This is a genomic window from Streptomyces sp. NPDC018029 (assembly GCF_044327655.1).
GTDB lineage: Bacteria > Actinomycetota > Actinomycetes > Streptomycetales > Streptomycetaceae > Streptomyces.
Genome location: NZ_JBIRFV010000013.1, coordinates 73,379 through 88,290 on the forward strand (window position 1 = coordinate 73,379; position 14,912 = coordinate 88,290).

Here is a 14,912-nt window from a genome sequence, read left to right on the forward strand (position 1 = left end):
CGCCTTCTTGGGTCGCCTTCGCGGAGGACAGGGAGACAGCGGAGGAGAGGACATGGAAACAACGTCAACGCTCCCATAAAGGAATTAAAGGGGCATAGGGGGCTAGCCTGAGAGAGTCACCCCAACCCCCCGAAGTCACAGAAGGTGCGCGTCATGACCACGCTCCACCACGAACACCCGGTGCACGACCACATCCACGGCCCGGCCTGCGGCCACCCCGAGGTGCCGCACGGCGACCACGTCGACTACGCGCACGACGGCCACCTGCACCGGCGGCACACCGACCACTACGACGAGTGCGAGCCCGCCGGTCACGTCGCCCACCAGAGCCACGACCACCGGCACGGCGACGGCTGCGGGCACGCCTCCGTCCGCCACGGCGACCACGTCGACTATCTCCACGACGGCCACCGGCACGCCGAGCACGACGGACACTGGGACGACCACTGACCCCTTCGCGCGAGGCCTGAGGCGGGGGCCTCTGGACGGCATACCGACTGGTCGGCATCATGGGGTGCCACGCCACATCATGGTGTGGCGTGCCACCACCACGCCGATCAGGAGCGAAGATGAGCGCAGACCACCCGCCGGGCCTCGACCTCGACCAGTTGCGCGGCCACCTCGACCGCGAGCGGCCCGGCCTGGTCGGCGGGCCGCTCACCGCGCGGCTGATCGAGGGCGGCCGGTCCAACCTCACCTACGCGGTCACCGACGGCGTCGCACGCTGGGTGGTCCGGCGGCCCCCGCTGGGCCACGTCCTCGCCACCGCGCACGACATGCGGCGCGAGTACCGCGTGATCGAGGCGCTGCACCCCACGGACGTGCCGGTGCCCGCGCCCGTGCTGCTCTGCCAGGACGAGGCCGTGGTCGGATCGCCCTTCTACGTGATGGAGTTCGTGGACGGGACGCCGTACCGCACCGCGGAGGAGCTCGCCCCGCTCGGGCCCGAGCGCACCCGGGACGCGGTGCTCGGCCTCGTCGACACCCTCGTCGACCTGCACGCCGTGGACCCGGCGGCCGTCGGGCTCGGCGACTTCGGGCGGCCCGACGGGTTCCTCGACCGGCAGCTGCGCCGCTGGGGCAAGCAGCTCGACGCCTCCCGCAACCGCGAGCTCGCCGGCATCGACGAGCTGCACGCGGCGCTCGGGCGCTCGCTGCCCACCTCGCCCGCGCCGGCCGTCGTCCACGGCGACTACCGCCTCGACAACGTCCTGATCGGCGACGACGACCGGATCAAGGCCATCCTCGACTGGGAGATGTCGACGCTCGGCGATCCGCTCACCGACCTGGGCCTGCTCGTGATGTACAGCGCGAAGCTCGAGGTGCCCGACTCCCCCGTCAGCACCACGGCGGGCGCCCCGGGCCACCCCGACCCGGCCGAGCTGATCGAGCGGTACGCCGCGCGCTCGGGGCGCGACGTGTCGGCGATCTCCTGGTACACGGCGTTCGCGTGGTTCAAGCTCGCCGTGATCCTGGAGGGCATCCACTACCGCTACACGCTGGGCCAGACGGTCGGTGCGGGCTTCGACCGGATCGGCGAGCTGGTGCCCGTGTTCATCGAGCACGGTCTGACGACCCTCCAGGAAGGCTGATCCCCCGTGGACTTCGCATTCGACGCCCGCACCCAAGAGCTGCGGGAGCGGCTCCTCGCCTTCATGGACGAGCACGTGTACCCGGCGGAGGCCGTCGCCGACGAGCAGCGCGCGCGGCTCGACTCGCCGTGGCAGACGCCCGCCGTCGTCCGGGAGCTGAAGGCCGAGGCCCGCAGGCAGGGCCTGTGGAATCTGTTCTTTGTGGACCAGCACAGCCTCCCGGACGCCGAGCACGGCGCCGGGCTCACCAACCTCCAGTACGCGCCGCTCGCCGAGATCACCGGCCGCTCCCCGCAGTTGGCGCCCACCGCGCTGAACTGCGCGGCGCCCGACACCGGCAACATGGAGGTGCTCGCGCAGTTCGGCACGGACGAGCAGCGGAAGCGGTGGCTGGAGCCGCTGCTCGCCGGGGAGATCCGTTCCGCGTTCGCGATGACCGAGCCGGAGGTGGCCTCCTCCGACGCCACGAACATCACGACGCACATCGAGCGCGACGGCGACGCGTACGTCATCACCGGCCGCAAGTGGTACATATCCGGGGCGATGAACCCGGACTGCGAGATCTTCATCGTGATGGGCAAGACCGACCCCGACGGCGCCGACATCCGCCGCCAGCAGTCCATGGTCCTCGTCCCGCGCGACACCCCCGGCCTCGAAGTCCGGCGCGCCATGCGGGTGTACGGCTACGAGGACCACTACCACGGCGGCCACGCCGAGGTCGTCTTCGACCGGGTACGGGTGCCGGTCTCGAACCTCATCGGCGAGGAGGGCGGCGGCTTCGCCATCGCGCAGGCGCGGCTCGGCCCCGGCCGCATCCACCACTGCATGCGGCTGATCGGCATGGCCGAGCGTGCCATCGAGCTGATGTGCAGGCGGGCCGTGTCGCGTACGGCGTTCGGCAAGCCGCTCGCGCAGCAGGGCGTCGTGCAGGAGTGGATCGCGGACGCGCGGGTCACCGTGGAGCAGCTGCGGCTCCTCGTCCTGAAGACGGCCTGGCTGATGGACACGGTCGGCAACCGCGGCGCGCACACGGAGATCCAGTCGATCAAGATCGCGACCCCGCGCGCGGTGGTCGACATCCTCGACCGTGCGGTGCAGTTGCACGGTGCGGGGGGTGTGAGCCAGGACTTCCCGCTCGCCGAACTGTGGGCCGCGGCGCGCACGCTGAGACTGGCCGATGGGCCTGACGAGGTGCATCAGCGGTCGCTGGCGCGGCGGGAGCTGAAGCGGTACCTGTAGCCCCGTCAGGGGGCGGTCGCGTCTGCCGAGTCACGTTCCCTGGCGGGTGCGGCTTGTACCTGGTTGCGCGCGCAGTTCCCCGCGCCCTTACGGGGTCCGGAGGGCCCTCAGGAGGAGGTCTGCCAAGTGGTCGGCGACCTGTTGCGGGGTCAGGGGGCCGTCCGGGCGGTACCACGTGGACAGGTGGTGGACCGAGCCGAAGTGGTAGTCCACCACCAGGTCCGCGGGGGTCGCCGTGGAGAAGACGCCGGACTCCTGGCCCTCCTCGATCAGGGCGCGGAAGCGCTCGTGGTAGCGGCGCCGCTCGGCGCGGACCTGCTTGTTCTTCTCCGGGCTGAGGCTGTGCATGGAGCGGAAGAAGATCGACGCGTCGTCGAGGTTGTCAATGGTGGTGACCACGACGTCCGCGGCGGCGGCGCGGACCCGCTCGGCGACGGGGGCGTCCGCGTCGGCGATGGCGTCGAGCCGCTCCTGCTGGACGCGCAGCATCCGGGCGTAGACCTCGTGCAGCAGGTCGTCCTTGGAGCCGAAGTAGTGGTAGAGCGCGCCCTTGGTGACGCCTGCCGCCTCGACGATCTCCTGCACTGACGTGCGATCGTAGCCCCGGTCGGCGAAGAGCCTGGTGGCGGCGGCGAGGAGTCGCTGCGGGACGGGCGTGCCGTCACCGTCCGTCGTTCTGGCCACTGCCGCCACCTGCCTTTCGCGTCACTTGCTGTGTTGTGCCCGGGAACGCAGTTCCCGTCGGAGGATCTTCCCACTTGTGGTCTTCGGCAACTCCGCCAGGATCTCGACCTCGCGCGGGTACTTGTACGCGGCGAGCCGCTCCTTGCAGTACGCGGCCAGCTCGTCGGGGGCCGTGCCGCTGCCCGGGCGGAGGCTGACGTACGCCTTCACGGTCTCTCCCCGGTAGCTGTCGGGGATGCCGACGACGGCCGCCTCGCGCACGGCGGGGTGGGTGTAGAGGACGTCCTCGACCTCGCGGGGCCACACCTTGAAGCCGGACGCGTTGATCATGTCCTTCTTGCGGTCGACGACGTAGAGCCAGCCGTCCTGGTCCATGAACCCGATGTCTCCGGTGCGCAGTTCGCCGTCGGGGAAGGTCTCTGCGGTGGCGTCGGGCCGCTGCCAGTAGCCGGGCACGACCTGCGGTCCGCGGACGACGATCTCGCCCTGCTCCCCGAACGGCACCTCGTGGCCGTGGTCGTCCAGGATGCGTACGACCGTCTCGGGTCCAGGGACGCCGACGGCGAGGGTGCCGGAGACGGGGTCGACGGGGGCCTCCTGGCCCGGCGGCACGGAGGCGCAGGGCGCGGTGCACTCGGTGAGGCCGTAGCCGTTGTGGAGGTAGGGGCCGAAGGACGCGCGGAACTTCTCCACGAGGGCAGGGGGCAGCGGCGCACCGCCCGAGGAGATCATCGCGAAGGAGTCGAAGTGGGCACGGGTCACCGACGGGTGGGCGGCCAGGGCCATGAAGGCCGTGGAGGGGCCGACCGTGTACGCGGGGCGGTGCTCGGCGAAGGCGTCGAGGACGACGCCGGCCTCGAAGCGGTAGGCGAGCGCGAGCGTGCCGGCGTTGGCGACGCACGCGGCGAACTGCGCGACCATGCCGGTGATGTGGAAGAGCGGCGCCATCGCGAAGTAGCAGGCGCCTTCCGGTATTCCGGAGCCCGCGCGCTGGCGTTCGGCGTTGTAGGTGATGTTGCCGTGGGTGTTCATGGCGCCCTTGGGGGTGCCGCTGGTGCCGGACGTGTAGCTGATCAGCGCGATGTCGGAGGGGCCGACGGCGCGGTCGGCGGGGGCCGGGAGTCCCTGGCGCGCGACGGCCACCAGGTCGTCGGCGTCGGCGGCGGGCGGCAGGCGCTCGAAGTCGAGGACGCGCGGGTCGTTGCGGGTCTGGAGGTCGAGCTGGCAGGCGGTGAGGACGACGCTCACCGGGGAGGCCGCCGCCGTGTCGCGCAGATACGTCTCCCATGCGCGGTCCGAGCAGATCAGCGCGGTCACCCCGGCGTCGGCGAGGACGTGTGCGACCTCCGCCGACCGGTACATGGGGTTGACGGGGACGACCGTCGCGCCCGCCTTCCAGGCGCCGAGGAGCGCGAGGACGAAGTGCGGGGTGTTCTGCAGGAGGATCGCGACGCGGTCGCCGCGGGCGACGCCGCACGCGGCCAGGTGCCCGGCGACGGAGTCGCTGAGGGCATCGGTCTCGCGGTAGCTCAGCCGCCCGTCGAAGTAGGCGAGGGCGGTGCGCTCGGGAGCGCGATCGACGGCCGCACGGAAGGCATCGAGCACGGAGGCGGCGGGCTGCACGGGGGCGCGCTGGACATCGCTGAGCCGCCCGAGCCAGGGCTTGGCCGCGTAGAGGGACCCGGCGGGGACACGGCCGTGACCAAGACCGCGCACGCCGCCGCCGCGCGTGCCGGCGTCCTGGGGGAGGTCGTCCTGCGTGAGGTTGTGCGTGCCGTCGTTCACCGGTCGGTCGCCTCCCACTTCTGCTGGATGTGGTTCATGCCCTTCAGCCACTTGTCGGGGGTCTCGGCACGGGCCCGGTAGAACGCGGCGACCTCGGGGTGCGGCAGGATCAGGAAGCGGTCCTCCGCCATGCCGGCGAAGAGCGCGGCGGCGACGTCGTCCGGCTCGATGGCGGTGGGCGTGAGCACCAGGTCGCCCGCGGTGCCGGTGGCGGCGAGCATGTCGGTGCGGACGCCCTGCGGGCAGATCGCGTGGACCTTGAGGCCGCGGTGGCGGTAGGTGAGCGAGAGCCATTCGGCGAAGGCGTACGCACCGTGCTTGGTGACGCTGTAGGGCGCGGCGCCGATCATGGTGAGCAGGCCGGCCGCGGAGACCGTGGAGACGAAGCGGCCGCTGCCGCGCTCCAGCCAGTCGGGCAGCAGCGCGTGGGCCGCCCGTACGTGTGCCATCACGTTGACGTCCCAGGCCGCGGCCCAGACCTCCTCGGGCGCGGCCTCGCTGCCGCCGGAGCCGAGTCCGGCGTTGGCGCAGTACACGTCGACCGTGCCGCCGAGCGCCTCGCGGGCCTGCGGCACGATGCCGGACGCGTCGCCCGTTACGGCGATGCCGCCCACCTCGTCGGCGACGGCCTTCGCCTTGGCGCCGTCCAGGTCGTTGACGACGACGCGCGCCCCCTCCGCGGCGAAGCGGCGGGCGAGCGCGGCCCCGATGCCGCCGCCTCCGCCCGTGACGACGACTCCCTTGTCCCGCAAGGTTTCCACGATGGTTCTCCTTCGGCCCGCGGCTCGGCTTCGCTGGCAGACTAACCAGTCGGTATGTCGTCGCGAAAGGGGGGCGCCGCGGAGCGGGGCGGGGAAGCGGACGGCTCAGGTCCGCGCGGCGGCGTGCAGGATCCTCGCCAGCTCGCGCGGCTGGGAGAACATCGGCCAGTGGCCGGTGTCCATCTCGACGAGGCGCCAGCGCTCGCTCTTGAGGAGTTCGGTCACGTCGTCGGTCGGTTCGGCGCCGTCGAGCAGGCACTTGACGTACGTCGCGGGGATGTCGCCGAGCGAGCGCTCCAGGACGGCGGACTCCGTCAGGGTGGCGCCCGGATGCGGTGTCGAGCCGCCGGCGAACCGGGCGATCTGCTCGCTGTCCAGGTCCTGGCCGTCGAAGTCCGCGGCGCTGAGGGGCGGCCAGGAGCCGTCGCTCTCGTCGAGTGTGGCCTCGAACATCTGCTGGCCCTGCCACCACATCGACGCGAACGACTCGCCGTCGACCGGGACGCTCGCGTCGACGAAGACGACGCGCCTCAGCCGGTCGCCGATCCGCTCGGCGGCCTGGCCGACGGGAATGCCCGCGTAGCTGTGCCCGACGAGGACGACGTCACGCAGGCCGAGCCGTTCGACCTCGTCGACGATGTCCCGCACATGGGTCTGCTGTCCGGCCGGTACGTCCTGCTTGTCGGCGAGCCCCGACAGCGTGAGGGGATGAGCGCCGTGCCCGGCGGCGCGCAACTCCCGCGCCACGTCCTCCCACGCCCACGAGCCGAGCCACGCGCCTGGCACCAGTATGAATTCCGCCATGGCGCCGAACGTACACGCCGTGGCGGCGGTGGGGCAGACCCCACCGGTCAGGGTGGTGTCAGCCGGATGGTGCGGCGCCCGGCCCGCGCGGGACCGTGATCTTCACAGGAAATCGGTCGGGTTCAGGAGGCACGACATGGCACGGGTGATGCGCCGCAGGGCTTCTCTTCTGCTGGTCACGGCGGCCGGGACGGGTGCGTTGCTCGCTCCCCACACAGCGGTGGCCGCGCCACCGCCCGCGGATCCGGTCGCGGATCCGGTCGCGGCGATCGAACGCGCTGCCCACCCCCTGCGGTCGACCGATCCGGGCGGGAGCACGAAGGATCTTCGGCCGCTGGGCCGGATGGTCGGCGACGCGGCGGTGGTGGGTCTCGGCGAGGCGACGCACGGCTCGCACGAGTTCTTCACCATGAAGGAGCGGGTGTTCCGCCACCTCGTCGAGGAGAAGGGCTTCACCACCTTCGCGCAGGAGATGAGCTGGACGACCGGCGTGCGCTTCGACGCCTATGTGCGGGGCGGCGCGGGCGACGCGCGCGAGCTGGTCCACCGCGAGCTGGCGAAGACCCCGTGGGACACGGACGAGTACGTCCATCTGCTGCGCTGGATGCGCGCGTACAACGACAGACATCCGGAGCGCGAGCTGCGCTTCATGGGCAACGATCTCAACTACCCCGAGCAGGGCGCCGAGTTGTTCGACGGGGTGAGTGACTACGTGCGCGCCCACGAGCCGGATCTGCTGCCCCGGATCACGAAGCTGTACGCGCCGCTGCGGCGCCTCACGGACGGCGACACGTACATGGCACGGCCGCTCGCCGAGCGCGCGGCGCTGGCGAAGAAGGCGCGCGAGGCGTACGACCTGCTGAAGGAGCGCGGTCCCGGGGCGCGGAGCGAGGCGTACGAACTCGCCCTGCACCACGCCAGGTCCGTCGCGCAGACCGGCGACGTGTACGCCTTCCCGCTCGATACGCCCGAGGGCCAGCGGGACGCGATGCTGTACCGCGACCGGATCATGGCGGACAACACGGCGTGGTGGCAGCGGCACGCGGGCGGCAAGGTGCTCCTCTCCGCCCACAACGCCCATGTCGCGTACGAGTCCTTCGATCCGCGCTATCCGAAGATGCAGGGCGCCTTCCTGCGCGACCGGCTCGGCAAGCGGTACACGAGCATCGGGTTCACCTTCAACGAGGGCGGGTTGATGGCGCAGAGCGCGGACTCCCAGGCCTGGAAGCCCCGTTGGCTCGCCCCGGCGGACCGCGGCACGAACGAGCACACGCTCGACAAGGTGCGCTTCGACGACTACTTCGTCGACATGCGGACCGCTCCCCCGGCCGCCCGCACGTGGCTGGGCGAGCCCCGGACCACCCGGAGCATCGGCAACGTGTATCCGGACGGCCCGTACAAGATCCGCCTCAAGGCCTCGCACGACATCCTCATCCATCTGCACGACATCACACCGGCCCACCGTCGGTCTCAGTGACCGAGACCAGCCGTATCACCTATTGACTGCCCCCTACATCGACCACGAGAGTGCCGCTCGTGCACAGCGAAGCGACAGCAACAGAGAAGCAGCAGGTCCGGGCCTCGGAGGGCGACGCGGGTGGCGCGGAGGGCAGCGCCGAGAGCCTGCGCCGGGTGGCCGTGGCCTCCTTCATCGGGACGGCCATCGAGTTCTACGACTTCTACATCTACGGCACGGCGGCCGCCCTCGTCCTGAACGAGGCGTTCTTCCCGACCCTCGACCCGGTCAACGCCACCCTCGCGTCGTTCTCCACGTACGCGGTGGCGTTCGCGGCCCGGCCCATCGGCTCAGTGGTCTTCGGGCACTTCGGCGACCGGGTGGGACGCAAGTCGGTCCTGGTGGCCTCGCTGCTCCTGATGGGGCTCTCAACCGCCCTCGTCGGCCTCCTGCCCGGCTATGGGACATGGGGCGTCTGGGCGCCGCTGCTGCTGATCCTGCTCCGCTTCCTGCAGGGCATCGGGCTCGGCGGCGAGTGGGGCGGCGCCGCGCTCCTCGCGGTGGAGCACGCGCCGAAGAAGAAGCGCGGGATGTACGCGGCCTTCCCGCAGCTCGGACCCTCCGTGGGGTTCTTCGCGGCGACCGGTGTCTTCTGGCTCCTGTCGGCCACGCTCTCCGACGACGCGTTCAGGTCGTGGGGCTGGCGGGTGCCGTTCCTGCTCTCGTTCCTGCTGGTCGCCGTCGGCCTGTTCGTGCGCCTCAGGATCAGCGAGACGCCGGTCTTCGCGAAGGTCATGGAGGCACAGGAGGCGAGCAAGGTGCCCGCGCTCGACGTGCTGCGCCGCCACCCGCGCGAACTGCTGCTCGGCGCCGGCGGCATGGTCGTCGCGTACGGCCTCTTCTACACCGCCACGACCTACTGCCTCTCCTACGCCACCGGCACCCTGCACATCTCGCGCGACACCATGCTCGGCCTCTCCTTGGTGGCCTGCCTCTTCCTCGCGGCCGGCACCTGGCTCGCCGCGACGCGCTCCGACGGGGCGGGACGGCGCAGACTGGTCCTTGCGGGCACGGCGCTCGCGGTGGTGTGGGGGCTCGTGCTCTTCCCGCTCCTGGACACCGAGCAGCCGGTGCTCGTCGCCCTCGCGATCGGCGGCGCGCTGTTCTGCATGGGCGTCGTCTACGGCCCGATGGGCGCCTATCTGCCCGAGCTGTTCTCCACGAGCGTGCGCTACTCGGGCGCCTCGCTCGCGTACAACCTGGGCGGCGTGCTCGGCGGCGCCGTCTCGCCGCTGGTGGCGACCCGGCTGCAGTCGGCGTTCGGCTCCTCGTCGGTGGGGTGGTACGTGAGCGCCATGGCGGTCGTGTCGCTGCTGTGCGTCCTCGCGCTGCCGGAGACGCGGGAGCGGGAACTCGCCTGAGCCCTCGACGTGTTCGCGGGGCGGGTGCTGCGCGGCGTATGGCCAGGTGGCCCGGGCGGCAGGATCATATGGGCGTGGAGCCCTACTGGGAATTGACCTTCGACGCCGACGGCGACGTCGACACCGCGCAGCGTGCGCAGCTGCTGTCCGGCGCGGAACGCGAACGCGTCACCGATCTGCTGGTCTTCGCGCACGGCTGGAACAACGAGCAGAAGGACGCCAGGAAGCTGTACCGGCGCTTCTTCGGCCCCTGTCAGGACCTGGCCGGGCCAGGGGTGCGCCTCGGCTACGTCGGGGTGCTGTGGCCCGCCATCCGCTTCCCCGACGAGCCCATCCCCGACTTCGACCCCTCGGCCGCCCCCGTACCCGCCACACCGCCCGGCGAGCCCGTGCTCGACGCGGCGACCCGGCAGGCGCTCGACCGGGCCTTCCCCGACCACGCCGAGACCCTCGACCGGATCGGCGAACTGCTCGCGGAGCGCTCCCAAGTGCCGTCACGGGTGTACGAGTTCGGGCGGCACGTCCGGGAGCTCGTCTCCCTGCGCGAGACGCACCCGGCACGCCACTTCGGCCAGGACACCGGCGCGGGCGAACCCGCCATGCTCACCGACGACGCCGTCCAGGTCTGCGAGATCTTCGCCGCCGCGCGCGCGGACACCGGGGAGCCGCTGCTCCTCGGCGAACTGCGCGAGCGGCTGTGGGACGGCGCGCACGAGCTGCTGCGGCAGGGCACGTACTACGCGATGAAGCGGCGGGCCGGCGCGGTCGGCCAGCTGGGGCTCGGCCCCGCGATCGGGCTGCTCGCCGCCGATGTGCCGACGATCAGGGTGCACCTCATCGGGCACAGCTTCGGCGGCCGGCTCGTCTCGTACGCGCTGCGCGGGATGCCCGCCGACGTGCGTGCGGTGAAGTCGGTGACGCTCCTCCAAGGGGCCTTCTCCCACTACACGTTCGCCGAGCGCCTGCCGCACGACAAGTCGCGCGGCGGCGCCCTGCACGGCGTGCAGCGCCGCGTCGACGGCCCGCTGGTCTCCTGCTACTCGCGCCACGACGACGCGCTCGGCCGCCTGTACCCGCTGGCGTCGAAGCTGGCCGGTGACTCCTCCTCCTTCCTGAGCCTGTGGGAGCGGTGGGGCGCCATCGGCTACAACGGCATCCGTGCCGTGGACGGCACCAAACGCATCAAGCTCGGCGACAAGCTGCCGGCCAAGGGGTGCGTGAGCGTCGACGCGGCATCGGTGGTGCGGCGCGGCGGTCCGCCCTCCGGCGCGCACAGCGACGTGTGCCATGAGGAGCTGGCACGCCTCGTGTTCGCCGCGGGGCGGATCGCTCTCGCCTGAGGGGACGCGCCTACCGGTGCCGGGGGAACTCGACGACCTGCTGGTACGTCGGGCGGTTCTGCCACTGGATCGGCTTGTGCGTGATGCCGCCGAGTGCCCGGTGGATGACGGAGTCCGCGCACCACTGGTCGCCGGCCTTGCAGGAGTCGTCACCGGGGTAGACCTCGGTGGCGGGCTCGGCGACGGCCTGCGCGAGGGTGGCCAGCATGGCGTCACGGCAGGCGTCGAGTTCGCCGTCGCCGCAGTAGGCGTCGGCGAGCTCGCCCTTCACCGGTTCCCCGAGGACCTTGCGCAGGTCCTTGTCGGCATAGCCCCACCAGCCGTACTGGAAGGCCGATCCGGCGTGCGCCCCGGTGGGTCCGTGGCCCGCGGACGGCGCCTCGTCGGTGGCGAGCTGTGACGTGAGGGCGGCGTAGAGGTCCTTGCCGAGGCCCGGTTTGAACTCGGCCTCGATCAGCAGCGGCCACCAGGCGTCCATGATCCGCACGGCGTCGGGGTGGGCGTACGTCTTCGACCCGGCCGACGTCTGGTTGCGCTGCGCGCCCGCCTTGCGCCACGCCTCCAGCTGCTGGAGCGCCTTGGACAGCTGCGGATCGGTGACCGGCTTGCTGCGGAGCACCTTGAGCAGCTCGGGCAGCACCTGTTCGCCGCGCAGGTCGGTGACGGCCGCCTCGGACATGGCGCGGGTGAGGGAGGCGCGGGTGACGCCGCCCTCTTCGGTGAGCTTCCTGACCCGCCCGTCGAGCAGGTCGCCGCGGTGCACGGCGCTCACGCCGAACCCCGCCGTGCTGAAGTCCTTCGCCTGCTTGTTGTTCCAGGAGATGTAGTAGTCCTGGTTGACGGACTGCGGGTGCTCGGCGGGCGGGGTCTGCTCGGAGGTGTTGTTCTCGGGGTCGAAGTCCCGCCACTCGTAGGCCTGTTCGGCCTTGACCGGCAGGGCGGGGTCGACGCCGTCCGCGCGCTCGGGGTTGGCGCCGCTGTTGTAGTACGCGATGTCGCGGGAGTCGGCGTAGAACCAGTTGAAGGCGTAGCTGATGTGCTGCGCCGCCTTCTGGAAGCTCGCGGCGTCCTTGACGTACGACGGGTCGTTGAACATCTGGAAGCCGATGATGGAGTCGGCCTCGTGGCGGTAGGTGGAGCGCAGCGAGACGTATGCGACGGGCTTGCCGTCGACGCTCGCGCGGTGCGTCACGATGCCGTACTTCGTGCGGAAGACCTGCATGCGGTAGGAGCCGGCGGCCGTGGAGTCGGCGAGGGTCGGCTTCCAGGCGTTCTTGCGCTCCAGCTTCTCCATGGGGGTGCAGGTGCCCCGGTGGAGGTAGCCGGCCGACTGCTTGGTGGGGGTGCCGCCGCCCGGTTCGCAGAGCTCGACGGCGTACGTGTCGGTGATGTCCTGTCCCGCGGAGGTGGCCGACCAGGCGTAGTCCTGGCCGCGCCCCAGCTGGACGTACATGCCGACGCCCGCGAAGGAGACGCCGCGGGCGCTGATGCCGGGGCCCTGGAGCTCCTGCTGCATGAGGAGCTGGGGCGCGAAGTAGCCGGTCTGCGGGCCGAAGACGGCGACGGGGTTGCCGCTCGCGGTGTGCTTGCCGGAGACGAGCAGGGCGTTCGACATGCCTTTCTTGTGGCCGTCGGCGCGGAAGAGGTCAGCGGGCAGGACGCCCTTGTCGTACATGCCCTGGAGCGGCTTGAGCTTCTTCGGGGCCTTCACCGGGTCCTTCGCGCCCGTCCTCGCGCCACCCTCGCGGTCGTACACGAGCTGCTCGCGCTCGACCGAGCCGGGGTCGGGCAGCGCGGTGCCGCGCGCCTTCTCCGGCTTGCCCGCGTACGGGAAGCTCGTGCCGTCGTGGATGGTCTGCACGGCCTCGGGGTCGTTGCGGGCGCGGAAGGACTCCCAGACCTTCGTGCCCTTCTCGACGCCGTACTTCTCCTGGGACTTCAGGAGGGAGAGGGCCGACTCGACCTCTCCGCCGCCGCCGTTGCCGAAGAGGCCGCCGACCACGGAGGCCAGCGCGATCATGTCGGTGACCTTGAAGGGTTCGATCTCACCGGCGTTGGTGATCGCGTCGACCTTGCCGGTCAGGACGTACTCGCCGGGGAAGTAGCGGCCGTTCTTGGACTTGACGCGGTAGGCGTTGAGCCCGTCTATGTAGGCCTGCGCGTCCTCCATCGCCTGCCTGCCGCGCTCGCCCTGCGTCGACTTGATGTACTCGACCTGCTTCTCCAGGTCCTTCTCGGTGTACGGGGCCTGCGGCCAGAACTGCTGCTCCAGGCCCTGGTTGGCGAGCGCGCCGCCCGCGAACGAGGTCAGCTGCCCGCGTCCGATGTGCCGGAAGAGGTCGATGAGCCAGAGCCGGTCCTGTCCGGCGGCGAAGCCCGCGCCGAACTCGGTGCCGTAGCGCGTGGTGCCCTTGATGTGCGGGATGCCGTACTTCTTGTCCCGGGTGATCGTCACGTCGTCGCGCGGCCTGGTCACGGAGGCGACCTGGCCCTCCCGCACGCCGAAGGAGGCGTCGTTGAAGAACTCGGTGAGCCGGTCGTCGGTGAGTGAGGGGTAGCCGGAGGAGAGCGCGTCGTAGGGCGCCAACTGGTCGTCGGCGTGCGCGGGCTGGGTGCCGAGGAGCCGGTGGGCGAGGATCTCGGCGAGCGTCGCACTGCCGTTCGCGCCGGGCGGCAGGATGTCCGCGCACTGGCTTCCGCAGTGGTCGACGGCCTCCTCCTTCGGCGCCGGGTCCCGCGGGGCGGCGGCGCCCGCCTGGGGCGTGAGCAGGGCGGCGCCGAGCGCGAGCACCGCCCCCGACGTGAGCGTTCTGAGCCTGAGGGTGCGACGTCGCATGGGTGCTCCTCCGGTTTCTGCGGAAGGCCGATGCGGCGGAGGCTACTGGCGGGTTGCCGAACCCGAAAGATGAACAAGCGTCGCCTTTGCCGAATCACCACAACGCGCCCCCCTTGTGCCGGCATCACCCCAGATGAGGCGGGCAGGCGAAAAACAGTCGCGCGAAGAGGGAGCCGAATCGCGTGTCGATACGTCTACTCGGCAACGTCGTTTCGAACTCGATCGACTTGGCTCGACATCGACGCAGGCGAATGCGGAACACGGGGTACCAGTACGCGAAGCATGTGTGACGGAGGTGCAGGGCGATGGCCGGATTCCGGAGTCTCGCGAGACAGGTGCGCGATCCGAAGAGCGATCTGGCGCTGCGACGCTACTCGCTGCGCAAGTGCCTGGAGAGGTTCGCCCCCTACGGACACCGGGCGACCTGGGACCATCTGTGCGCCAGGGCCGGGTTCGGGCCCGAGGACAGGTCCCCCGACCCGGCACGGCTGGTGTCGGCGCTGAACGAGCTGGAGGCGGCCCGCGCGGTCTGGCTCGCCTACGAGGCGGGCTTCGCGGAACGCCGCCGCAAGGAGAAGCACGACGGGCTCAGGCGCCCGGGCAGCGTCGACGACTGGCACCGCTGCACCTGGGGCGGGTTCGGGGTCGCCTGGTGCGACGACCCTGACGTCCACCCGCACGAGCCCCTCGCCGAGGTGCTGCGCCGGCTCATCGCGGCGCTGGAGAGGGAGCCGGGCACGGCCTGCCCCGTCTGCGCGGACACCGCCCTCGCCTGGAAGCACGGCCTGGCGCACGAGCCGTCGTCGGGAGCGGTCTGCACGGGCTGCGGCATCGTCGTCCCCGGCCCCGTCCTCACACCGGAGGCGGTCACCCAGGCACGGTCGAGGTCCCTGCGCCCTCTGGTGTCCGTGTGACCGTCCCTCGGTGAACTCCGTACCGGGTGGACTCTGTACCGGCGCGGCCTGGCAGCTCCGGGCCGCACCGGCAGACGGCG

12 protein-coding genes are annotated in these 14,912 nt (G+C 71.4%); 7 read left to right on the forward strand and 5 right to left on the reverse strand.

Going from position 1 to position 14,912, the window contains the following annotated elements; genetic code table 11:
- The first annotated feature begins 153 nt into the window (after window positions 1-153).
- The 3 genes from ACH4D5_RS33145 (at window position 154) to ACH4D5_RS33155 (ending at window position 2,831) form a co-directional block, all read left to right on the forward strand.
- Window positions 154-450, forward strand: a complete 297-nt coding sequence (locus ACH4D5_RS33145; protein WP_398309900.1) for a hypothetical protein — start codon at window positions 154-156, stop codon at window positions 448-450.
- Window positions 451-569: 119 nt separating this feature from the next.
- Window positions 570-1,592, forward strand: coding sequence for a phosphotransferase family protein (locus ACH4D5_RS33150; RefSeq protein WP_398309903.1), 1,023 nt, complete (start codon window positions 570-572; stop codon window positions 1,590-1,592).
- Between the two features lie 6 nt (window positions 1,593-1,598).
- Window positions 1,599-2,831: an acyl-CoA dehydrogenase family protein gene (locus ACH4D5_RS33155; protein ID WP_398309906.1), complete on the forward strand. Its 1,233-nt coding sequence runs from the start codon at window positions 1,599-1,601 to the stop codon at window positions 2,829-2,831.
- Between the two features lie 87 nt (window positions 2,832-2,918).
- Here ACH4D5_RS33155 and ACH4D5_RS33160 read toward each other — a convergent pair whose 3' ends face one another.
- The 4 genes from ACH4D5_RS33160 to ACH4D5_RS33175 form a co-directional block, all read right to left on the reverse strand.
- Entirely contained in the window at window positions 2,919-3,515 is a 597-nt protein-coding gene (locus ACH4D5_RS33160; RefSeq protein WP_398309909.1) for a TetR/AcrR family transcriptional regulator, read from the reverse strand.
- A gap of 21 nt (window positions 3,516-3,536) precedes the next feature.
- The gene (locus ACH4D5_RS33165) at window positions 3,537-5,231 is read right to left on the reverse strand and encodes a class I adenylate-forming enzyme family protein (RefSeq protein ID WP_398310256.1); all 1,695 of its coding nucleotides are present in this window, start codon (window positions 5,229-5,231) and stop codon (window positions 3,537-3,539) included.
- Between the two features lie 65 nt (window positions 5,232-5,296).
- A complete protein-coding gene (locus ACH4D5_RS33170; RefSeq protein ID WP_398310259.1) occupies window positions 5,297-6,064 on the reverse strand; it encodes an SDR family oxidoreductase in 768 nt (255 codons plus the stop codon).
- Between the two features lie 102 nt (window positions 6,065-6,166).
- A complete protein-coding gene (locus ACH4D5_RS33175; protein ID WP_398309912.1) occupies window positions 6,167-6,865 on the reverse strand; it encodes an alpha/beta fold hydrolase in 699 nt (232 codons plus the stop codon).
- A gap of 136 nt (window positions 6,866-7,001) precedes the next feature.
- Between ACH4D5_RS33175 and ACH4D5_RS33180 the strand changes: the two genes are divergently transcribed.
- The 3 genes from ACH4D5_RS33180 to ACH4D5_RS33190 all read left to right on the forward strand — a co-directional run bounded on the left by ACH4D5_RS33180 (window position 7,002) and on the right by ACH4D5_RS33190 (window position 11,082).
- Window positions 7,002-8,342: an erythromycin esterase family protein gene (locus ACH4D5_RS33180; RefSeq protein WP_398309915.1), complete on the forward strand. Its 1,341-nt coding sequence runs from the start codon at window positions 7,002-7,004 to the stop codon at window positions 8,340-8,342.
- A 146-nt stretch (window positions 8,343-8,488) separates the two neighbouring features.
- Window positions 8,489-9,742: an MFS transporter gene (locus tag ACH4D5_RS33185; RefSeq protein ID WP_398310262.1), complete on the forward strand. Its 1,254-nt coding sequence runs from the start codon at window positions 8,489-8,491 to the stop codon at window positions 9,740-9,742.
- A gap of 68 nt (window positions 9,743-9,810) precedes the next feature.
- Complete coding sequence (locus ACH4D5_RS33190) at window positions 9,811-11,082, forward strand: serine-threonine protein kinase (RefSeq protein WP_398309918.1); 1,272 nt, start codon at window positions 9,811-9,813, stop codon at window positions 11,080-11,082.
- A 10-nt stretch (window positions 11,083-11,092) separates the two neighbouring features.
- Here the strand turns inward: ACH4D5_RS33190 and ACH4D5_RS33195 are convergent, their stop codons facing one another.
- Entirely contained in the window at window positions 11,093-13,918 is a 2,826-nt protein-coding gene (locus ACH4D5_RS33195) for a penicillin acylase family protein (RefSeq protein ID WP_398309921.1), read from the reverse strand.
- A gap of 305 nt (window positions 13,919-14,223) precedes the next feature.
- On the opposite strand from ACH4D5_RS33195, the gene ACH4D5_RS33200 reads away from it, so the two are divergent.
- Window positions 14,224-14,832 (forward strand): hypothetical protein, encoded by a 609-nt coding sequence (locus ACH4D5_RS33200; protein WP_398309924.1) that lies wholly within the window; start codon window positions 14,224-14,226, stop codon window positions 14,830-14,832.
- The last annotated feature ends 80 nt before the right edge of the window (window positions 14,833-14,912 follow it).